The organism is Burkholderia sp. AU27893 (assembly GCF_002223205.1).
In the GTDB taxonomy this organism is placed as follows: Bacteria; Pseudomonadota; Gammaproteobacteria; order Burkholderiales; family Burkholderiaceae; genus Burkholderia.
The window spans coordinates 1,825,305-1,845,158 of record NZ_NKFD01000004.1; the positions used below are offsets into that span (position 1 = coordinate 1,825,305).

Annotated in this window: 19 protein-coding genes; 9 read left to right on the forward strand and 10 right to left on the reverse strand. The window is 65.6% G+C overall.

Going from position 1 to position 19,854, the window contains the following annotated elements; translation table 11 throughout:
- Window positions 1-46: 46 nt before the first annotated feature.
- From folE2 to CFB47_RS27975, 4 genes are all read right to left on the reverse strand, one after another.
- On the reverse strand, window positions 47-856 hold the full coding sequence (gene folE2, locus CFB47_RS27960; protein WP_011355803.1) for a GTP cyclohydrolase FolE2: 810 nt from the start codon (window positions 854-856) through the stop codon (window positions 47-49).
- A 154-nt stretch (window positions 857-1,010) separates the two neighbouring features.
- On the reverse strand, window positions 1,011-2,915 hold the full coding sequence (gene dxs / locus CFB47_RS27965) for a 1-deoxy-D-xylulose-5-phosphate synthase (RefSeq protein WP_039358114.1): 1,905 nt from the start codon (window positions 2,913-2,915) through the stop codon (window positions 1,011-1,013).
- 81 nt (window positions 2,916-2,996) lie between these two features.
- A complete protein-coding gene (locus CFB47_RS27970; RefSeq protein ID WP_089457814.1) occupies window positions 2,997-3,881 on the reverse strand; it encodes a polyprenyl synthetase family protein in 885 nt (294 codons plus the stop codon).
- Window positions 3,878-4,171 (reverse strand): exodeoxyribonuclease VII small subunit, encoded by a 294-nt coding sequence (locus tag CFB47_RS27975; protein WP_027791079.1) that lies wholly within the window; start codon window positions 4,169-4,171, stop codon window positions 3,878-3,880. The genes CFB47_RS27970 and CFB47_RS27975 overlap by 4 nt, the downstream gene beginning before the upstream one ends.
- 270 nt (window positions 4,172-4,441) lie before the next feature.
- On the opposite strand from CFB47_RS27975, the gene CFB47_RS27980 reads away from it, so the two are divergent.
- Together CFB47_RS27980 and CFB47_RS27985 are read left to right on the forward strand one after the other, a co-directional pair.
- Complete coding sequence (locus CFB47_RS27980) at window positions 4,442-5,548, forward strand: aromatic ring-hydroxylating dioxygenase subunit alpha (protein ID WP_089442988.1); 1,107 nt, start codon at window positions 4,442-4,444, stop codon at window positions 5,546-5,548.
- A gap of 116 nt (window positions 5,549-5,664) precedes the next feature.
- On the forward strand, window positions 5,665-6,534 hold the full coding sequence (locus tag CFB47_RS27985; protein WP_069251090.1) for a sulfurtransferase: 870 nt from the start codon (window positions 5,665-5,667) through the stop codon (window positions 6,532-6,534).
- A 54-nt stretch (window positions 6,535-6,588) separates the two neighbouring features.
- Here CFB47_RS27985 and CFB47_RS27990 read toward each other — a convergent pair whose 3' ends face one another.
- The 3 genes from CFB47_RS27990 to polA form a co-directional block, all read right to left on the reverse strand.
- Window positions 6,589-7,464, reverse strand: a complete 876-nt coding sequence (locus CFB47_RS27990) for a dienelactone hydrolase family protein (RefSeq protein WP_069251089.1) — start codon at window positions 7,462-7,464, stop codon at window positions 6,589-6,591.
- 431 nt (window positions 7,465-7,895) lie between these two features.
- Window positions 7,896-9,230, reverse strand: coding sequence for an NAD(P)/FAD-dependent oxidoreductase (locus tag CFB47_RS27995; RefSeq protein WP_089462942.1), 1,335 nt, complete (start codon window positions 9,228-9,230; stop codon window positions 7,896-7,898).
- Window positions 9,231-9,499: 269 nt separating this feature from the next.
- Window positions 9,500-12,253 carry a DNA polymerase I gene (gene polA, locus CFB47_RS28000; protein WP_089462943.1) on the reverse strand — a complete coding sequence of 918 codons (2,754 nt, stop codon included), beginning with the start codon at window positions 12,251-12,253 and terminating at the stop codon, window positions 9,500-9,502.
- 1 nt (window position 12,254) lies between these two features.
- On the opposite strand from polA, the gene CFB47_RS28005 reads away from it, so the two are divergent.
- Both CFB47_RS28005 and CFB47_RS28010 read left to right on the forward strand, forming a co-directional pair.
- On the forward strand, window positions 12,255-13,013 hold the full coding sequence (locus CFB47_RS28005) for a TIGR00730 family Rossman fold protein (RefSeq protein ID WP_069259466.1): 759 nt from the start codon (window positions 12,255-12,257) through the stop codon (window positions 13,011-13,013).
- 391 nt (window positions 13,014-13,404) lie between these two features.
- Entirely contained in the window at window positions 13,405-13,701 is a 297-nt protein-coding gene (locus CFB47_RS28010) for a hypothetical protein (protein WP_089442992.1), read from the forward strand.
- Between the two features lie 204 nt (window positions 13,702-13,905).
- On the opposite strand, the gene CFB47_RS40745 is transcribed toward CFB47_RS28010, so the two are convergent.
- Together CFB47_RS40745 and CFB47_RS28015 are read right to left on the reverse strand one after the other, a co-directional pair.
- A complete protein-coding gene (locus CFB47_RS40745) occupies window positions 13,906-14,103 on the reverse strand; it encodes a hypothetical protein (protein WP_105749919.1) in 198 nt (65 codons plus the stop codon).
- A gap of 276 nt (window positions 14,104-14,379) precedes the next feature.
- Entirely contained in the window at window positions 14,380-15,906 is a 1,527-nt protein-coding gene (locus CFB47_RS28015) for an AMP nucleosidase (RefSeq protein WP_089462944.1), read from the reverse strand.
- Between the two features lie 129 nt (window positions 15,907-16,035).
- On the opposite strand from CFB47_RS28015, the gene CFB47_RS28020 reads away from it, so the two are divergent.
- The 5 genes from CFB47_RS28020 to CFB47_RS28040 all read left to right on the forward strand — a co-directional run bounded on the left by CFB47_RS28020 (window position 16,036) and on the right by CFB47_RS28040 (window position 19,550).
- Entirely contained in the window at window positions 16,036-16,431 is a 396-nt protein-coding gene (locus CFB47_RS28020; protein WP_021160838.1) for a hypothetical protein, read from the forward strand.
- A 101-nt stretch (window positions 16,432-16,532) separates the two neighbouring features.
- Window positions 16,533-17,531: a homoserine kinase gene (locus CFB47_RS28025; protein WP_089442994.1), complete on the forward strand. Its 999-nt coding sequence runs from the start codon at window positions 16,533-16,535 to the stop codon at window positions 17,529-17,531.
- Window positions 17,522-18,331, forward strand: a complete 810-nt coding sequence (locus tag CFB47_RS28030; protein WP_089442995.1) for a BPSS1780 family membrane protein — start codon at window positions 17,522-17,524, stop codon at window positions 18,329-18,331. Before CFB47_RS28025 ends, CFB47_RS28030 begins: the two co-directional genes overlap by 10 nt.
- 190 nt (window positions 18,332-18,521) lie before the next feature.
- Window positions 18,522-18,974 carry a MarR family winged helix-turn-helix transcriptional regulator gene (locus CFB47_RS28035; protein WP_089462945.1) on the forward strand — a complete coding sequence of 151 codons (453 nt, stop codon included), beginning with the start codon at window positions 18,522-18,524 and terminating at the stop codon, window positions 18,972-18,974.
- 156 nt (window positions 18,975-19,130) lie between these two features.
- Window positions 19,131-19,550: an organic hydroperoxide resistance protein gene (locus CFB47_RS28040; RefSeq protein ID WP_089462946.1), complete on the forward strand. Its 420-nt coding sequence runs from the start codon at window positions 19,131-19,133 to the stop codon at window positions 19,548-19,550.
- Window positions 19,551-19,663: 113 nt separating this feature from the next.
- On the opposite strand, the gene CFB47_RS28045 is transcribed toward CFB47_RS28040, so the two are convergent.
- Window positions 19,664-19,840 (reverse strand): DUF3563 family protein, encoded by a 177-nt coding sequence (locus CFB47_RS28045; RefSeq protein WP_069251078.1) that lies wholly within the window; start codon window positions 19,838-19,840, stop codon window positions 19,664-19,666.
- Between the last annotated feature and the right edge of the window lie 14 nt (window positions 19,841-19,854).

The following is a 19,854-nucleotide window of genomic DNA, read 5'->3' on the forward strand; positions in this document are numbered from 1 at the left end:
AAAAATGAGCGGCCTTTCTTCATCGACGCGACAAAACGCCGCAGCGTTATGCAGCCTGTCGCTTGTCGCGTTCGATCAGCGCATACGCACTGTGATTGTGGATCGACTCGAAGTTCTCGGCTTCGAGCACGTATGCCGCCACACGCTCGTCCGCATCGAGACGCTGCGCGACGTCACGCACGAGATCCTCGACGAACTTCGGGTTCTCGTACGCGCGCTCGGTGACGAACTTCTCGTCGGGACGCTTCAGCAGGCCCCACAACTCGCACGACGCCTCTTCCTCGGCGATGCGGATCAGCGCTTCGACCGGCAGGTCGGCCGCGAGCTCCGCGTCGATCGTCACGTGCGAGCGCTGGTTGTGCGCGCCGTACTGCGAGATCTTCTTCGAGCACGGGCACAGGCTCGTCACGGGCACGAGCACCTTCAGGAACAGGCGCGTATCGCCGTTGCGGCTTTCACCCGCGAGCGTCACTTCATAGTCGAGCAGGCTCTGCACGCCCGACACCGGCGCCGTCTTGTTCACGAAGTACGGAAACGTGACCTCGATGCGACCGGCTTCGGCTTCCAGCTTCTCGAGCATCGATGCGAGCATCGCGCGAAAACGCTCGACCGTCAGCGGTGCGCGATTCTCTTCGAGCAGCGCGACGAAGCGCGACATGTGCGTGCCCTTCTGGTCGGCCGGCAGGCGGACATCGAGGTTCCAGACACCGACGGTCGGCTGCACGTCGCCGCTTTCGGTGCACACCGTCAACGGATGCCGGACCGCCTTCACGCCCACACGCTGAATCGGAATCTGGCGGGTATCCACCGTGCTCTGCACGTCGGGCATCACGAAGGCGGGATTCATCTGGTTCATCTTGTTCAATCCTTGTAAGCCGCGCGTTCGACGACGCGCACGCCGCGTCATGCGGCAGCCGGAAAAGCAACATGGGCCCGCAGGCCCATGTTTTCCGCATCAATGAAGACCGGTTGCGCCAGTCGCACCGACACCGCCCGCGGGCGGCGCCAGCTTATGCGACGCGCTTCGCCTGACCGGCGACGTCGGCCGCCGGATTCAGAAAGCGTTCGCGAATCGATTTCGCGATACCCGCGCCGTCGAGGCCGCATTGCGACAGCAGCTTCGCGGGGTCGCCGTGATCGATGAACAGGTCAGGGAGGCCCAATTGTAGTACGGGTCGGATAACCCCACTCTCCATCAGGGCTTCCACGCAGGCCGAGCCCGCGCCACCCATCACGCAGCCTTCCTCGACCGTGACGACGTAGTCATGCGTCTCGGCGAGTTCGCGCACGAGCGCCGCATCGATCGGCTTCACGAAGCGCATGTTCGCGACGGTCGCGTCGAGCTCCTCGGCCGCGGCGAGCGACGGCGCGACCATCGTGCCGAACGCGAGGATTGCGACGCGCTTGCCTTCCGGCTGCGACGTCTGGCGACGCACTTCACCCTTGCCGAGCGGGATCTCGGTGAATTCCTTCACCGTCGGCACGCCCGTGCCGGCGCCGCGCGGATAGCGCACCGCGGTCGGGTTCGGCTGCTGCAGCGCCGTGTGCAGCATCTGGCGGCATTCGTTCTCGTCGGACGCAGCCATGATCGTCATGTTCGGGATGCAGCGCATGAACGCGAGATCGTACGCGCCCGCGTGCGTCGCGCCGTCCGCGCCGACGAGGCCGGCACGGTCGATCGCGAACACGACCGGCAGGTTCTGCAGCGCGACGTCATGGATCAGCTGGTCGTAGGCACGCTGCAGGAACGTCGAGTAGATCGCGACGACCGGCTTGAGGCCTTCGGTTGCCATGCCGCCTGCGAACGTCACCGCGTGCTGCTCGGCGATGCCGACGTCGTAGTAGCGATCCTTGAAGCGCTTCTCGAACTCGACCATGCCCGAGCCTTCGCGCATCGCGGGCGTGATGCCGACGACGCGCGTGTCGCGCTCGGCTTCGTCGCACAGCCATTCGCCGAACACCTGCGTGTACGTCTTCTTCGCGGGCGTGGCCGACGGCTTGATGCCTTCGGCCGGGTTGAACTTGCCGGGGCCGTGGTAAAGCACGGGATCCGCTTCGGCGAGCTTGTAGCCCTGGCCTTTCTTCGTCACCACGTGCAGGAACTGCGGGCCGCGCAGTTCGCGGATGTTCTGCAGCGTCGGGATCAGCGAATCGAGATCGTGACCGTCGATCGGGCCGATGTAGTTGAAGCCGAACTCTTCGAACAGGGTAGCCGGCACGACCATGCCCTTCGCGTGCTCTTCGAGCTTGCGTGCAAGTTCGAGCACCGGCGGCGCAACGCTCAGCACGCGCTCGACGCCCGCGCGCGCAGCCGCATAGAAGCGGCCCGACATCAGGCGTGCGAGATGGCGATTCAGCGCGCCGACCGGCGGCGAAATCGACATGTCGTTGTCGTTCAGGATCACGAGCACTTTCGCGTCTTCCGACACGCCCGCGTTGTTCATCGCCTCGAACGCCATGCCGGCCGTCATCGCGCCGTCGCCGATCACGGCGATCGAGAAGCGGTCGTCGCCGTTCAACTGACTGCCGATCGCCATGCCGAGCGCGGCCGAGATCGACGTGCTCGAGTGCGCGGTGCCGAACGTGTCGTATTCGGATTCGCTGCGGCGCGGGAAGCCCGAGATGCCGTCCTGCTGGCGCAGCGAATGCATCTGGTCGCGGCGGCCCGTCAGGATCTTGTGCGGGTAGGTCTGGTGGCCCACGTCCCAGACGATCCGATCGTTCGGCGTGTTGAACACGTAGTGCAACGCGATCGTCAGCTCGACCGTCCCGAGGTTGGACGACAAATGGCCGCCCGTCTTCGACACGCTGTCGAGCACGAACGCGCGCAGTTCATCCGCGAGCGGTTGCAGTTGGCGACGATCGAGGCGGCGCAAATCCGCCGGGTCGTCGATGGTTTTCAGCAAGTCGTACATCGTCGTTCCATTGTAGGAAATCAAACGCGCCCGCATTCTGATGCACGCACCGTAGCAGGTGCGCGGCGGCGGGCTTTCGCGTCAGCTGACCCGGTTCACTACCAGGTCGGCAAGTTCGGCCAGACGCTGTGCGCGTGCGCCGAACGGTTTCAGCGCGTCGTGCGCTTCGGCGCGCAGTTGTGCTGCGAGCTCGCGCGACGCGTCGAGGCCGAGGATCGATACATAGGTCGGCTTGTCGTTCGCCGCATCCTTGCCGGCCGTCTTGCCGAGCGTCGCCGAATCGGTCGTGACGTCGAGAATGTCGTCGACGACCTGGAAGGCCAGGCCCACGGCCCCCGCGTAGACATCGAGCGCCGCCATCGTTTCCGCGGACGGCGTCTCGCCGGCCAGCGCGCCCATCCGCACGGCCGCGCGCAGCAGTGCGCCCGTCTTCTTCCGGTGCATCGTCTCGAGCTGCTCAAGCGTCAGCTTGAGGCCGACGCTCGCCAGGTCGATCGCCTGCCCGCCGGCCATGCCGATCGAGCCGCTTGCCAACGCCAGCTCGCGCACGAGCGCAGCCTGCTGCACCGGCGACAGCGCGGCGGCATCGGTCAGCGCAATGAACGCCTGCGACTGCAGCGCGTCACCGACGAGCAGTGCCGTCGGCTCGTCGTACTGCACGTGCACGGTCGGCTTGCCGCGCCGCAGCGCGTCGTCGTCCATGCACGGCATGTCGTCGTGCACGAGCGAGTAGACGTGGATCATCTCCAGCGCCGCCGCCGCCGCATTGCGGGCCGCTTCAGTCGCGCCGGTCAGTTCGCCTGCTGCATGGCACAGCAGCGGGCGAACGCGTTTGCCGCCGCCGAGGACCGCATAGCGCATCGCCTCGTGGAGTTTCTCCGGCACCACGGTTTCAGCGGGCAAATAGTGGCCGAGTGCGTCCTCGACACGGTCAAGCACGGACCGCATCCATTGTTCGAATGTCATAGATCGTCGTCTTCGCCGTCCGTGGCGGCCGTTCCGGACGAAAGCGGCTTCAGCGTCGCGCCGTCGAGCACGCGAACCTGCTGCTCCACTTTCTCGAGCTGCTGTTGGCAAAACGCAACGAGGGTCGCACCGCGGCGATACGCCGTCAGTGAATCCTCGAGGCTCAACGCGCCGCCTTCCATCCGGGCAACCAGCGTCTCGAGTTCCGCGAGCGCCGTTTCGTAATTGTCCGGCAACGGTTCGGTACCATTGCCGGGCGGCGTGGCGCCTGGGGATGCGGTTTTCGCCATGGACGAGGGTGTCAAATTTCAAAACAAGTCGGACATTCTACGGCAAAAGAGAATTTTCCGACCTGCCGTCGTGGCGCCCGGGTACATATTCCGGCCCCACCTTCGACACACATTGTGCGCCTGCCGATTGTCGCCCGACAAAAAATTGACACAAATCAGGCACTTAATCCTAGCCTTGCGAGGCGAACCGGGTATAATTCCCCGTTTCCCTAAATCGATTTTTCGATGGTTGGGTTGTTCACTGCTTTCACGCTAACACCGGGAGTGGGAATGTCCAATCTGAGCGATGCGCTTCAGTTGAAGTCGGCTCACAGCCAGCTTCCAGTCACTGCATATTTCGATGAGGCGTTGCTCCAGCGCGAGATCGAAACCCTCTTCAAGAAAGGACCTCGTTACGTCGGGCACGAGTTGATGGTGCCCGAGGCGGGGGATTATTTTGCGTTGCCGTCCGAGCAGGAAGGCCGCGTGCTGGTTCGCAACCAGGCGAACCAGATCGAACTGCTGTCGAACGTCTGCCGCCACCGGCAGGCGATCATGCTCAACGGGCGCGGCCACACGCAGAACATCGTGTGCCCGCTGCACCGCTGGACGTACGATCTGGAAGGCGAGTTGCTCGGCGCGCCGCACTTCCCCGACAAGCCGTGCCTGAACCTCGGCAAGAGCCCGCTGCAGAACTGGCAGGGGCTGCTGTTCGAGGCCGAGGGCCGGAATGTCGCGCGCGACCTCGCCCACCTCGGCACGAAGCATCACTTCGACTTCTCCGAGTACCTCTTCGATCACGTCGAAGTGCACGAGTGCGATTACAACTGGAAGACGTTCATCGAGGTCTACCTCGAGGATTACCACGTCGTCCCGTTCCACCCGGGCCTCGGCAGCTTCGTGTCGTGCGACGACCTCAAGTGGGAGTTCGGCGACTGGTACAGCGTGCAGACGGTCGGCGTGCACAACGCGCTCGCGAAACCGGGCAGCGCGACTTACCAGAAATGGCACGAGCAGGTGCTGAAGTTCCGCAACGGCGTGCCGCCGGAGTTCGGCGCGATCTGGATGGTCTACTACCCGGGCCTGATGATCGAGTGGTATCCGCACGTGCTGGTCGTGTCGTGGCTGATTCCGCGAGGCCCGCAAAAGACGACCAACATCGTCGAGTTCTATTACCCCGAGGAAATCGCGCTGTTCGAACGCGAATTCGTCGAGGCCGAACGCGCCGCCTATATGGAGACGGCCGTCGAGGACGACGAGATCGCGATGCGGATGGACGCAGGCCGCCGTGCGCTGATGGCACGCGGCGAATCGCAGGTCGGCCCGTACCAGAGCCCGATGGAAGATGGCATGCAGCACTTCCACGAGTTCCTGCGCCGCCACCTCGGCGACATTTGATAACCGGTGCGGCGCTTTGACGCTGCACCGCATCCGGCAGACGAAAAGACGGGCTTCGGCCCGTCTTTTTTGTTTAGACTTGGAATGTCAGGCCATTCGCACTCCAGGGAGCCGTCATGCCACACACGCACTACACCACGCTCATCTCCGCCGCCAATCTCGCCGAGCGCCTGGCGGCGGCGCCCGGCAGCGTCGCACTGTTCGACTGCCGCTTCGATCTCGTCGATCCCGCTGCCGGCGAAGCCGCCTATGCGGCAGGCCACATCCCCGGCGCCCAATACCTCCATCTCGACCGCGACCTGTCGGGCCGCAAGACAGGCACCAACGGCCGCCATCCGCTGCCGACCCGCGACGCACTCGCCACGCTGCTCGCGAGCCGCGGCCTCAAGCAGGGCCAGCAGGTCGTCGCGTACGACGCACAAGGCGGCGCCTATGCGGCGCGCCTGTGGTGGCTGCTGCGCTGGCTCGGGCATGATTCGGTTGCCGTGCTCGACGGCGGCCTGCAGGCCTGGGAAGCGGCCGGCCAGCCGCTGACGGCCGACGTACCGCACCCGGCAGCCGGCGATTTCCGTGCGGCCGCGCCGCTCGAATCGACGGTCGACGCGGCAGCCGTGCTCGCCAACGTGAACGCACCCACGCGTGTCGTGATCGATGCGCGCGCACCCGACCGCTACCGCGGTGAAAACGAAACGATCGATCGCGTGGGCGGCCACATCCCCGGCGCGCGTAACCGCTTCTTCAAGGACAACCTGACCGCCGACGGCCGCTTCAAGACCGGCCATGAACTGCGCGAAGCGTTTTCCGCCGTGCTGGCGGGCACCGAACCGAACCGCGTGATCCTGCAATGCGGCTCCGGTGTGACCGCATGCCACAACGCACTGGCGCTGGAAGTGGCAGGCCTGCACGGCGCATCGCTGTATCCGGGCTCGTGGAGCGAATGGAGCGCCGATCCGTCGCGGCCGATCGCAACCGGCCCGACGCCGTAAGCGCCGGCACGGCGCAGTCGCAACGAAGCGGCGGCCCATGCCGCCGCTTGCCGTTTACATCACGCCGTACTTGCGGAGCCACGCGATCGCGCGCTTCCAGCTCTCCTCCGCGTCGGCCTTCACATAGCTCGGCCGGTAATCGGCAAAGAACGCGTGACCGGCATCCGGGTACACGACGATCTCCGATTCGCGCGCGAGCTTCGAATCGCTCGTCTGGATTGCCTTGCGCATGTCGGCGAGCGACGCCTGCGTGATGTTCGCATCCTTCTCGCCATACAGCCCGAGCACGGGCACCTTCAGCAACGATGCATGATCGACCGGGTTGAACGGCGTCATCTCGTCGGTCTTGCCTTCGACGAACCCATACCATGCAACGGCCGCACGCACGTGCGGGTTGTGCTCCGCATACAACCAGCTCTGGCGGCCGCCCCAACAGAACCCGACCACGCCGAGACGCGACAGGTCGCCGCCGTTCTTGCCGGCCCACGCGACGGTCGCATCGAGATCCTCGGTCACCTGCCGGTCTGGCACCTTGCTGACGATGTGCTCGACCAGATCCTTGATCGTCGGATACTTCTCCGCATTGCCCTGCCGCGCGAACAGGTCCGGCGCGATCGCGAGATAGCCGAGCTTCGCGAAGCGGCGGCAGACATCGGCGATGTGCGCGTGCACGCCGAAGATCTCGTGGATCACGATGACGACCGGCAGGTTCGTCTTGTCCTTCGGCTGCGCGCGATACGCGGGCACGCTCGCGTCGCCCGAGCGGATCTCGACGGTGTCGACGTCCAGCCCTTCGCTGTCGGTCGTGACCGTCTGTGCCGACACAGGCAGCACGGCCGCCGCGAAAGCGCCGCCCAGCGCGGCCTGCATGAACTTGCGGCGCGAGAACGGAACGTGGGGAACCAGGCTGTCGACTTCGGGTTTCAACATGAATGCACTCCTCGATTGGGGGCCGCCGTCACGATCTCGGACTCGGCATGACGGGGCATCGCGCCGGCGCGCGGCGCGGATGTCGCGGCGGTTGGCACCCCGCCGCGAACGGAAACCCGGACAAGATGCCCAATAATCCGTTGTCGCGTCAACTGTCGGATATGTAAGACTCGATTACGGCGTGTTGACTCGGCCCGTCGATCGTCGCGCCAAGCACCGCGGGCGACCCGTCGAATCGCGATGCAACGGCCCGCATGCCGATCGCCGTTGCGCGATCGGATGCTTGCCGATTGAAACGAACAACACGCGGTCGATTTGGCCCGTCACACGCCGGCACGAGGGCCCGACTGCCCAACTACTCGCAAGGAACAACGGGCGGAGACCACGCACGACATGCGCACTCTCCGCCCGCTTCCCGCGCGAACGCGCGCTCAGTGCAGCTTGACGCGCGGCAGCGTCGTGCGCCGCAGCCAGTGCGCGACCGTGTCGAGCATCATGCGCGGATAGCCGTGCAGCGCGGCGATGTGCATCCGGTACAGCGACATGTACATGAAGCGCGCGAACAGCCCCTCGATCAGCATGTTGCCCCCGATCAGCCCGCCCATCAGGTTGCCGACCGCGCTGAAATGGCCAAGCGACACGAGCGAGCCGAGGTCGCGATAGGTGAACTCGGGCAGCGGGCGCCCGTCGAGTCGACAGCCGATCGCCTTCAGCAGGAAGCTCGCCTGCTGGTGCGCAGCCTGCGCGCGTGGCGGCACGTTGCGCTCGTTGCCGGGCCATGCGCATGCCGCACAATCGCCGAGCGCGAACACGTTGTCGTCGGTGAAGGTCTGCAGCGTGCGGCGCACGTCGAGCTGGCCGAGCTTGTTGACCTGGAGGCCATCGAGATTGGCGAGCACGGCCGGGGCCTTGATGCCCGCGGCCCAGACCGTCAGGTCGGCCCGCACCGTATTGCCGCTCGCCGTATGGACGGCCCCGGGCGCCACCTCGGTCACGCGCTCGGCGAGCATCAGCCGCACGCCGATCTTTTCGAGCAGTTCGGCCGTCGCCGACGACACGCGCTCCGGCAACGCCGGGAGGATCCGCGGCCCCGATTCGATCAGCACGATGCCGACGTCGTGCCGCGGGTCGAGCTTGTGCAGCCCGTAGGCCGACAACACCTGCGCGGTATTGCGCAGTTCGGCGGACAGCTCGACGCCGGTCGCGCCGCCCCCGACGATCGCGACCTGGATACGCGGCTCGGCCGCTTCACCCGGCGCGGTCGGCGCCGGCGCCTGATGCTCGGCGCGCATGCACGCAGCGATCAGCCGCTTGCGGAAGCGCTCGGCCTCGCCAACGGTATCGAGCGCGATCGCGTTTTCCGCTGCGCCCTGCACGCCAAAGAAGTGAGTCGTGCTGCCGATCGCAATCACGAGCGTGTCATATTCCAGCTCGCGCGCCGGCAACAACTCCTCGCCGTCGCTGTCGTTGATGGGTGACAGCGTGATGCGCTTCGCCGCGCGGTCGAGCCCGGTCAACCCGCCCTGCTGGAACTCGAAGCCATGCCAGCGCGCCTGCGCCGCGTATTCGAGCTCCTGCGTGAACGGATCCATGCTGCCGGCCGCGACCTCGTGCAGCAGCGGTTTCCAGATGTGGGTCGGATTGCGGTCGACGAGCGTGACAAGCGCACGCGCGGGACGATTGCCACGCGCGCCGTAACGGTCGCCGAGCCGCGTCGCCAGTTCCAGGCCGCCCGCGCCTCCACCTACGATGATGATCCGATGCATCTGTTCCCCCTTTGCGATTCGAAACTGCTGCCGCCGGACGATGCGAACGCGATGCATTCGCGCGACCCGGTGGATTAACCGGTTCGGACATCATCGATGTGCAGTTCGAAGCACTTCGATGCGCCCGACTCGGAACGCGGGGCGCGCTGCCCCCGTGTCAATGACATGCATTGTCCGGGAGCTTGCGCGTTGACCACAAGCAAACCATCTCGATATTCAGCATCCCTGCAACAATATGCCGCAGGAATCGGGAACCGCGCAACGGTGCGTCAGTGTGCCTCTTCCCAGTTCGCGCCGGCGCCCACTTCGGCCACCAGCGGCACCTTCAGCTTCGCCACGCCGCACATCATTTCGGGCAGTTTCTCGCGCACCAGCGACAGCTCGCCGTCGGGTACCTCGAGCACCAGTTCGTCGTGCACCTGCATGATCATCCGCGACGCGAGCTTGTCGCGCGTGAGCCAGTCGTCCACCGCGATCATCGACAGCTTGATCAGGTCGGCCGCCGTGCCCTGCATCGGCGCATTGATGGCCGCGCGCTCCGCCGCCTGGCGGCGCGGGCCGTTGCCGCCGTTGATCTCGGGCAGCCACAGGCGGCGGCCGAAAACGGTTTCGACGTAACCCTTCTCCTTCGCAACCGCGCGCGTGTCTTCCATGTACTGCGCGACACCCGGGTAGCGGGCGAAATAGCGGTCGATATAGAGCTTCGCCGCATCGCGCGTGATGCCGAGGTTCGACGCGAGCCCGAATGCGCTCATCCCGTAGATGAGCCCGAAGTTGATCACCTTCGCAATGCGGCGCTGGTCGGAATTGACCTCCAGCGGTGTCACGCCGAACACCTCGGCGGCCGTCGCGCGGTGGATGTCCTCACCCTGCGAGAACGCGCGCAGCAGCGACGCGTCGCCCGAAATGTGCGCCATGATCCGCAGTTCGATCTGCGAATAATCGGCCGACACGATCCGGTGGCCCGGCGATGCGATGAACGCCTCGCGGATCCGCCGGCCTTCGGCCGTGCGCACCGGAATGTTCTGAAGATTCGGATCGTTGGATGCCAGGCGGCCCGTGACCGCGACGGCCTGCGCGTAGTTCGTGTGCACGCGGCCCGTTGACGGGTTCACCATGCGCGGCAGCTTGTCGGTATAGGTCGACTTCAGCTTCGACAGCCCGCGATGCTCGAGCAGCAGCTTCGGCAGCGGGTAGTCTTCGGCCAGCTTCTGCAGCACTTCTTCGTCGGTCGACGGCGCGCCGCTCGGCGTTTTTTTCACGACCGGCAACTGCAGCTTTTCGAAGAAGATCTGCCCGATCTGCTTCGGCGAGCCGAGATTGAATTCGCCGCCCGCCAGTTCGTATGCCTGCGCTTCGAGCTCGATCAGGCGCGTCGCGATTTCAGTGCTCTGCGCCTGCAGGCGCGCATCGTCGATCAGCACACCCGTGCGCTCCATCTTGCGCAGCACGAGCGACACGGGCATCTCGATCTCGCGATACACGCGCAAGAGGCCCGGTTCGCGCGCAACCTGCGGATACAGCGCGTGATGCAGTTGCAGCGTGATGTCCGCATCTTCGGCCGCGTATTCGGCGGCCTGCGTAAGCGCGACTTCGTCGAAGCCGATCTGCTTCGCACCCTTGCCGGCCACGTCTTCGTACTTGATCGTCTTGACACCGAGATGACGCAGCGCAAGGCTGTCCATGTCGTGCGTGCGATGCGATTCGACCACGTACGATTCGAGCAGCGTGTCGTGCTCGATGCCGTTCAGCGCGATGTCGTAGTTCGCGAGCACCTGTGCGTCGTACTTCAGGTGCTGGCCGACCTTCTTGCGATCAGCCGACTCGAGCCACGGCTTCAGGCGCGCGAGCACTTCGTCGAGCGGAAGCTGTTCGGGCATGTCGGGGCCGCGATGCGCAACCGGCAGATACGCCGCCTTGCCCGGCTCGACCGAGAACGACAGGCCCACGAGCCGCGCGAGCATCGGGTCGAGCGCGGTCGTCTCGGTGTCGAATGCGGTGAGCTCGGCCGCGTCGATCTTCGCGAACCACGCGTCGAATTGCTCCCAGGTCTGGATCGTGTCGTATTCGCGCACGATGTCGGCCGCCACCACCGGCGCCGGCTCGCCTTCCGGCGCATCGGCGCCGCCGCCTTCCGCCGGCGCGCTGTCGACTTCGCGCAGCCAGGTCTTGAAGCCGTAGCGCGCGAAGATGTCGCGCAGCAGGTCGCGTGCCTCGCCGTCGGTCTTCAACGACGCTTCGATCGATTCGAGATGCGGCGCGAGATCGCAGGCCGTCTCGACGGTCACGAGCTTGCGGCCGAGCGGCAGGAAGTCGAGCGCGCGGCGCAGGTTGTCGCCGACCACGCCCTTGATGTCGCCCGCATGCTCGATCACGCCGTCGAGGCTGTCGTACTGCGCCAGCCATTTCACGGCCGTCTTCGGCCCGCACTTCTCGACGCCCGGCACGTTGTCGACGGTGTCGCCGATCAGTGCGAGGTAGTCGATGATGCGCTCCGGCGGCACGCCGAACTTCGCGATCACGCCGTCGCGGTCGAGCGTCTCGTTGGTCATCGTGTTGACGAGCGTGACGTGGTCGGTGACGAGCTGCGCGAGATCCTTGTCGCCGGTCGACACGATCACGTTCATCCCGTGCCGCTCGGCTTCGCGCGCGAGCGTGCCGATCACGTCGTCGGCCTCGACGCCTTCGACCATCAGCAGCGGCCAGCCGAGCGCACGCACGGCGCCGTGGATCGGTTCGACCTGCAATGCGAGGTCGGGCGGCATCGACGGACGGTTTGCCTTATAGTCGGCATAAAGGTCGTCACGGAACGTCTTGCCCTTTGCATCGAACACGCAAGCGCTATACTCTGCACTGACTTCCTTGCGCATACGGCGCAGCATGTTGATGATTCCGTAGAGCGCTCCGGTCGGCTCCCCGCCAGGGCCACGCAAATCAGGCATCGCATGGTAAGCCCGATACAGATAGCTCGAACCGTCAACCAATAGCAGGGTCTTACCTTCCAGATTTCGTTCTTCAGGCATTATGAACAAGAGAAAAGTGATTCCGAGTCTGCGTTCGCTCGCAGATCAAGAACGCGCGACGGCCAAGAAGGCGCGCGCATCGTGGCAGATGTTCACGATTATGGCAGAGTTTATCGAGGCGACCGAGTACCTGTCGGAGATCCGCCCGGCTGTCAGCATCTACGGTTCTGCCCGCCTCAAGCCCGACACGCCGCACTACAAGCTCGCCGTGCAGATCGCGCGCAAGCTGTCCGACGCCGGCTTCGCCGTGATCTCCGGCGGCGGCCCCGGCATCATGGAAGCGGCGAACAAGGGCGCGCACGCCGGTAAAGCACCGTCGGTCGGCCTCAACATCGAGCTGCCGCACGAGCAGGCCGGCAACCACTACCAGGACATCTCGCTGCGCTTCCGCCACTTCTTCACGCGCAAGGTCACGTTCGTGAAGAATTCGGATGCGGTGATCGTGATGCCGGGCGGCTTCGGCACGCTCGACGAGCTGTCGGAAGTGCTCACGCTGATCCAGACGAAGAAGTCGCGCCTCGTGCCGATCATCCTCGTCGGCAGCGAGTTCTGGAAGGGGCTGCTGCAATGGTTCCGCGACCAGCTGATTCCGATGGGCCTCATCAATCCGGAAGACATGGACCTGATGCAGGTGATCGACGATCCCGACCAGGTGCTCGACGCGGTGCTCGCGTTCTACGAGGACAGCGGCGAGGAAGAAGGTTCGGACGATGACGGCCATCCACCGCGCCCCGAAGAAGACCGGATGTTCTACCTGTAATCCATCCATGACGACCGCCGGCCCGACGGCCGGCGTACCGCTTCCCGCGCGGCAGGCATGGCGATCCCGCCACCTGCCGCGTGTCACTTTGTAACGCGCCATTAATCGCGCTTCGCGTGCCGAGCGCCGCCGAATGTCAAATCCGCGCGGCCGGTGCCGTGCGGCGCGCGCCACATCGTCCGCACGCGCGGGCCGCCATTGTCAAATGACGCGCCCCGACGCCGGCACCCCTCGCCTGCCGGCCGCCAATCCGCCGTAACAAACCCGCCTCGCGTTTTCCGTCGCGCGCCAGCACACTGCAGGTGTCGGCGCGGCGTTCCCCCGGTGGAACGGTCCCCCTCGCTTCCATCGCGTCGCGCCGGCCTTTTATAACGACACCACGGAAAAGAACATGCAACGCTCGCTGATCGCCCTTGCCTTCGCCGGCCTCGGACTTTCGCTATCCGGCCTCGCCCACGCCGTCAACGTCGACGTCAACATAGGCACGCCCGCGCCGGTCGTCGTCGCGCCGGCGCCCGTCGTGGTCGCCCCGGCGCCCGCGGTGATCGTCGGCTGGCACGGCGATCGTTACTACGACGGCCACCGCTACTGGGAACGCCGCGAGTGGGAAGATCACCAGCGTCATCGCGGCCACGACGATCGCGGCTATCACTGCCCGCCTGGGCATGCGAAGAAGGGTGAGTGCTGAGCCCCCGGCCTTGCCGCGTTGAGCCGCCTGTACCGCGAATCGGCGATCTGCCGACGCAGGCGCGCTCTTCTATCGAGCCGCCCTGAACGGGCCGAAGGGGCGTAGTCGAAGCCGCGCCGCCGCGCCCTCGACGCGCTCCGTTCTCTGTCGCTCTTCAACCGGCGAACGAGGCGCACCCAAGGATGGGCGCGCCTGTTTCACGGCTTACTTAACGATGTAGCACCAACACGGCATGGGTTTGCTCGGGCCGACCACTGCGACGGGTTTGCAAGGATCGGACGGGCCGAGCACGGCTTCTCGTTCGCAAGGCGGCTGCGGCTTGGATGGACCGATCACCGCTTGGGCCATGGCCGACAGCGAAGCCGTGAGCATCAGGGAAGCCAGCAGGATTTTGATTTTCATCGGATTTGTCTGCTCTCAATATTATAGGAATCAATTGGATCGGCTGTGCGCCGTTCCTTCGTGCGGGCGTCGGAAAACGCCACGCAGAAGAGCATATTCTCGATGACAAGGACAAAACTATAGGACAACTTCCAAATTGGAGACCGTGGCCGCGTCCGAGTACGAAGGCCACATTGCGGCCACGACGAGTGTCCACGCGACCGGAAGGGTGACGCAGGCGCGCGCCTGCCGCCGTGAAGCCCGGCAGCGCCTCGCCCCCCATACCAGTCATGCGCGTTACTGGAACGCCACTTCCGCAAAGCTCCGCAGCTTCCGGCTATGCAGCTTGTCGAGCCCGTTCGTGCGCAGGATCTCCATCGCCTTCACACCGATCTGCAGATGCTGGTCAACCTGCCCGCGATAGAACGTGTCGGCCATGCCCGGCAGTTTCAGCTCGCCGTGCAGCGGCTTGTCCGACACGCACAGCAGCGTGCCGTACGGTACGCGAAAGCGGAAGCCGTTCGCGGCGATCGTCGCGCTTTCCATGTCGAGCGCGATCGCGCGGCTCTGCGACAGGCGCTGCACGGGTTCGCGATGATCGCGCAGCTCCCAGTTGCGGTTGTCGACGCTCGCGACCGTACCCGTGCGCATCACGCGCTTCAGTTCGACGCCATCGAGCTGCGTGACCTCGGCCACCCCGCGTTCGAGCGCGAGCTGCACTTCGGCCAGCGCAGGAATCGGCACCCACAGCGGCAGGTCGTCATCGAGCACGTGATCCTCGCGCACGTAACCGTGTGCGAGCACGTAATCGCCGAGACGCTGCGTGTTGCGCAGCCCCGCGCAGTGACCGAGCATCACCCATGCGTGCGGACGCAGCACCGCGATGTGATCGGTGATCGTCTTCGCGTTCGACGGGCCGACGCCGATGTTGACCATCGTGATCCCGCTGCCGTCCGCGCGCTTCAGGTGATACGCGGGCATCTGCGGCAGGCGCGGCGGCGCGGCGCCCTCGGCCGGCTCGCTGCCGAGGTTCGCGTTGTAGGTGACGACATCGCCCGGCTCGACGAATGCGCTGTACTGGCTCCGGTAGGCACGCACCTCGGGATCGTCGCTCTCCGTCATCACCGTGCGGCCCAGCTTCACGAACTCGTCGATGTAGAACTGATAGTTCGTGTACAGCACGTAATTCTGGAAATGCGTGGGCGACGTCGCCGTGTAGTGGCGCAGCCGGTGCAGCGAGAAGTCGACGCGCGCGGCCGTGAACAGCGCGAGCGGATGCGGCTCGCCCGGCGCCGGCTCGAACGTGCCGTTGACGATGCGGTCGTCGAGATACGACAGGTCGGGCGTATCGAAGATGTCGCGCATCGCGAGCAGGCGGTCGCGATCGAGCTCGCCCTCGAGATGGATGCCTTCGGGAAACGCGAAATGGATCGGAATCGGCTGCGACGACACGCCGATCTCGATCTTCACATGGTGGTTCTTCGCCAGCAGGCGCAGTTGCTCGCGATAGTAGTTCGCGAAGAGATCGGGGCGCGTGACCGTCGTCTCGAATACGCCCGGGCCCGCGACGAAACCGTACGAGCGGCGTGAATCGACGTGCGTGTTGACGTCGGTGCGGATCCGCACGAACGGGTAGCACGCGCGCACGTGCTCGGTAATCGATTCGTGGCGGCGATAGCGGGCGAACGCATCGCGCAGGAAGCCCGTGTTCGTGTCGTAAATGGCGGACAGCCGCGCGACGGCGGCGATCGGATCGTCAAAAGCCTCGACCGACGGGCTTTCGGGCGTCAGCACTCGGTGTCGGCGGCTCAAATCGTTCTTCATTTTGATTACCTCGTCTGATCCGACGACATTACCACGGAACCCGGTCGCCCTTATGGCTGCCCCTACGCACGCGAGGGCCGGATGGGGCGCAGTATTTGCTAAAATCGGTGGGTTCACTGGAGACTCATCATGAAGCCGCTCATTCTCGTCGTCGCTGCCGCCGCGTTTGCCGCCGCCAGCGCCGCTTACGCCGCCGGCGGCACGCCTGACGCCGACGCGCAGGCTCGGGCCGAGGCCAACGAGGCCGCCGGCCTGCCGGATCTCCGCAAGATCAACCGGCCGGGCGCCGAAGTCACGTCGAAAGTCGACTTCGCCGACATCCGCCGCACGCCGAGCTTTCACGAAAAGAGCAAGAACGGCACCGAAGTCACCGAGTACCGCGATCGCGGCAAGCCGGTCGAGATCGACGTGAAGTCGAACTTCGGCACGCGCTACCAGATGAGCTCGACGCCCGACACGTCGCCGAAGCCGCACGACGCGGGTATCCCGATCACGCGCCTGCCGTCGCTGAACCTGCGCTACTGATTCCGTGGCGCGCGGCACCGAACGCCGCGCGCCGCCTCCCTTCACCTGATGTCGCGACGCACGCCGCCCGCGTGCCGACACCCTGACCTGACGCATCCCGCATGGCCGTTTTCACTGCTGTTTCCGACTCCGATCTCGCGCAATGGATGCGCCACTACGAACTGGGCGACGTGCTTGCGTTCCGCGGCATTCCGTCCGGTATCGAAAACAGCAACTTCTTCCTGACGACGACGCGCGGCGAGTACGTCCTCACGATCTTCGAAAAGCTCACGGCGGAACAGCTGCCGTTCTACCTCGACCTGATGCGCCATCTGGCCGGCCATGGCGTGCCGGTGCCGGATCCGGTCCCGCGCGACGACGGCGCGCTGTTCGGCATGCTGCACGGCAAGCCGGCCACGATCGTCACGAAGCTCGACGGCTCGGCCGAACTGGCGCCGGGGGTCGAACACTGCATCGAGGTCGGGCAGATGCTGGCGCGCCTGCACCTCGCCGGCCGCGACTATCCGCGCACCCAGCCGAACCTGCGCAGCCTGCCGTGGTGGCAGGAGAACGTGCCGGCGATCGTGCCGTTCATCACGGACGAGCAGCGCGCGCTGCTGGAAGGCGAACTCGCGCACCAGGCCAGCTTCTTCGCGTCGGACGACTACGCGGCGCTGCCGGCCGGGCCGTGCCATTGCGACCTGTTCCGCGACAACGTCCTGTTCGCGCACGCGGCGCCCGGCACCGGCCACGACGTGCGGCTCGGCGGCTTCTTCGACTTCTATTTCGCGGGCTGCGACAAGTGGCTGTTCGACGTCGCGGTCACGGTCAACGACTGGTGCGTCGACCTCGCGACCGGCGTGCTCGACGTCGCGCGCGCCGATGCGCTGCTGCGCGCGTACCAGACGGTCCGGCCGTTCACGGCCGAGGAGCGCCGCCACTGGAGTGACATGCTGCGCGCGGGCGCGTACCGCTTCTGGGTGTCGCGCCTGTACGACTTCTACCTGCCGCGCGCGGCCGAGATGCTCAAGCCGCACGACCCCGGCCATTTCGAACGCATCCTGCGCGAGCGTATCGCGCATACGCCCGCGCTTCCCGAGATCCACACCGCATGCAACTGATCGAAGTGCCCGCCAAAACGGGCTATGTCTGGTTCCGTCAAGGCGTCTGGCTGTTCCGCCGGAACCCGCTCGCGTTCATCACGCTGTTCTTCACGTACCTGCTGGCGATCACGCTGATATCGATGGTGCCCGTGATCGGCTCCGCGCTGCCGCTGGTCTTCATTCCCGGCGTCGCGGTCGGCTTCATGGCCGCGTGCCGCGACACGGTGGCCGGCAAGCCCGTGATGCCGACGATCCTCGTCGACGGCTTCCGCTCGTACGGCACCGTCGCGACCCAGCGGCTGCTCGTGCTCGGCGTGATCTACGTCGCGTCGATGGTGCTCGTGTTCGCCGCTTCGTCGTTCGTGGACGGCGGCGCGCTGTTCCACGTGATGATGGGCGCGGCCGACGAAGCCAGCACGACGCCGGAAGCCCTCGCCGCGCAAGGCACGCTCGGCGCGCTGTTCTTCGCGACGCTGCTCTACCTGCCCGTCGCGATGCTGTTCTGGTTCGCGCCGGTGCTGGTCGCGTGGCATGACGTCCCGCCCGCCAAGGCGCTGTTCTTCAGCGTCGTGAGCTGCTGGCGCAATCGCGGCGCGTTCGTCGTGTACGGCGTGCTGTGGTTCGCCGTCGCGCTCGGCACGTCGCTCGCGCTGTCGCTGCTGCTGCAGGCGCTCGGCGCCGGCGCCTATGCGCTGACGATCATGATGCCGGTGACGATCATCATCGTCACGATGCTGTACTGCTCGTTCTACGCGACCTATCGCGGCTGCTTCGGCGTACAGGAACCGGGCGCGACGACCACCACGTCGGGCCGCTGAAGCCCCCACGGCCGGCGCGCGGCGCCGGCCCGCCGTTCTCCGCGCCGGGCGGCCTCCCCCGGCATCCCCCTCCCTTCCGCCGCCTCCGTCAGCCACCGGTCATCGCCGATCGCCCCTGTTCATCCCGATCTTTTGCGCGCAAAATAATTTGCGTACAAATTGTTCGCGCGTTCGCCGCGCCGCCCGAATCATGGATCGCCTGCCTCCGCTGCCCCAGACACTCGACGAGCAACTCTGCTTCGCGCTCTACGCGACTTCGCACGCGATGACGAAGGCGTACAAGCCGCTGCTCGACAAGCTGTCGCTGACCTATCCCCAATATCTCGCGATGCTCGTGCTGTGGGAACGCGACGACATCGCCGTGAAGGACATCGCCGCGCGGCTCGACCTCGACCCGGCCACGGTCACGCCGCTGCTGAAGCGGCTGGAGGCGCTCGGCTACGTCGAGCGCGTACGCAGTGCGACCGACGAACGCATCGTGAACGTCCTGGTGACGCCGGAAGGCCGTGCGTTGAAGGAGCGCGCGCGCTCGGTGCCCGCCGATCTCTTCTGCGCGATGCAGCAATCCCCCGACTTCCTGGTCAGGCTGCGCGCCGATCTTCAGCAGTTGCGCGACGCGCTCTCGACCGCCAACGAACGCTGACAGCCGAGCCTCGATGAACCGGCCCGACGATACCGGGCCTTTTTCTTCAAAAATTCATTTGCACACAAATCATTTGTGCTCTATTGTTTGTACGTGGCCGGCGACACCGCGTTCGACCGGGCCGCTTTTCCCCCTTTTCCAGACAGGAGCTGCACGATGAACATTCTGTACAAGACCAGCGCCACGAGCACGGGTGGCCGCGACGGCCGCGCGGTATCCGCTGACAACAAGCTGGAAGTGAAGCTGGCCGCGCCGCGCGAACTGGGCGGCACGGGCGCGGAAGGCACGAATCCGGAGCAGCTGTTTGCCGCAGGTTACTCGGCCTGTTTCCTGAGCGCGATGAAATTCGTCGCCGGCCAGGACAAGAAGGCGCTGCCGGCCGACACGCAAGTCACGGCGGAAGTGGGCATCGGCCCGAACGACGCAGGCGGCTTCGGGCTCGACGTCGAACTGCGCGTGTCGCTGCCGGGGTTCGACAAGCCCGACGCGCAAGCGCTGGTCGAAAAGGCGCACCACGTGTGCCCGTATTCGAACGCGACGCGTAACAACGTGCCGGTGCGCCTGACGGTCGTCTGACGCGACACCAGGCCTGGAATGCAAAAAGGGCGCGTGCGGCATGGTGCCGCACGCGCCCTTTTCTGCTGCGTGACTCGCCGGAGCGGCGGACCTGACTGCCCGCCCTGCGCGCTTTAGCGCGAACCGAACGTGTACGGGCGGTTCATCGCCGCTTCGCGATCGATCTTGCGCATGCGGAATTCGAGATCATAGATGTCGGTGGCTTCGGCCAGGTACGCGTCGGCGCGCTCTTTCGAGGCCTTTTCAGCGTTCTTGGTCAGCATCAGGAAGAGGTGGCTCAGCAGGTACATGGTTGATCTCGCAA

Coding starts and splice junctions, on each gene's coding strand:
- CFB47_RS28045 (WP_069251078.1), bottom strand. CDS start 19,840: ATGTACCTGCTGAGCCACCTCTTCCTGATGCTGACCAAGAACGCTGAA.
- polA (WP_089462943.1), bottom strand. CDS start 12,253: ATGCCTGAAGAACGAAATCTGGAAGGTAAGACCCTGCTATTGGTTGAC.
- CFB47_RS27970 (WP_089457814.1), bottom strand. CDS start 3,881: ATGACATTCGAACAATGGATGCGGTCCGTGCTTGACCGTGTCGAGGAC.
- folE2 (WP_011355803.1), bottom strand. CDS start 856: ATGAACCAGATGAATCCCGCCTTCGTGATGCCCGACGTGCAGAGCACG.
- CFB47_RS28005 (WP_069259466.1), top strand. CDS start 12,255: ATGAACAAGAGAAAAGTGATTCCGAGTCTGCGTTCGCTCGCAGATCAA.
- CFB47_RS27980 (WP_089442988.1), top strand. CDS start 4,442: ATGTCCAATCTGAGCGATGCGCTTCAGTTGAAGTCGGCTCACAGCCAG.
- CFB47_RS27985 (WP_069251090.1), top strand. CDS start 5,665: ATGCCACACACGCACTACACCACGCTCATCTCCGCCGCCAATCTCGCC.
- CFB47_RS28025 (WP_089442994.1), top strand. CDS start 16,533: ATGGCCGTTTTCACTGCTGTTTCCGACTCCGATCTCGCGCAATGGATG.
- CFB47_RS40745 (WP_105749919.1), bottom strand. CDS start 14,103: ATGAAAATCAAAATCCTGCTGGCTTCCCTGATGCTCACGGCTTCGCTG.
- CFB47_RS27995 (WP_089462942.1), bottom strand. CDS start 9,230: ATGCATCGGATCATCATCGTAGGTGGAGGCGCGGGCGGCCTGGAACTG.
- CFB47_RS27990 (WP_069251089.1), bottom strand. CDS start 7,464: ATGTTGAAACCCGAAGTCGACAGCCTGGTTCCCCACGTTCCGTTCTCG.
- CFB47_RS28040 (WP_089462946.1), top strand. CDS start 19,131: ATGAACATTCTGTACAAGACCAGCGCCACGAGCACGGGTGGCCGCGAC.
- CFB47_RS27975 (WP_027791079.1), bottom strand. CDS start 4,171: ATGGCGAAAACCGCATCCCCAGGCGCCACGCCGCCCGGCAATGGTACC.
- dxs (WP_039358114.1), bottom strand. CDS start 2,915: ATGTACGACTTGCTGAAAACCATCGACGACCCGGCGGATTTGCGCCGC.
- CFB47_RS28010 (WP_089442992.1), top strand. CDS start 13,405: ATGCAACGCTCGCTGATCGCCCTTGCCTTCGCCGGCCTCGGACTTTCG.
- CFB47_RS28020 (WP_021160838.1), top strand. CDS start 16,036: ATGAAGCCGCTCATTCTCGTCGTCGCTGCCGCCGCGTTTGCCGCCGCC.
- CFB47_RS28030 (WP_089442995.1), top strand. CDS start 17,522: ATGCAACTGATCGAAGTGCCCGCCAAAACGGGCTATGTCTGGTTCCGT.
- CFB47_RS28035 (WP_089462945.1), top strand. CDS start 18,522: ATGGATCGCCTGCCTCCGCTGCCCCAGACACTCGACGAGCAACTCTGC.
- CFB47_RS28015 (WP_089462944.1), bottom strand. CDS start 15,906: ATGAAGAACGATTTGAGCCGCCGACACCGAGTGCTGACGCCCGAAAGC.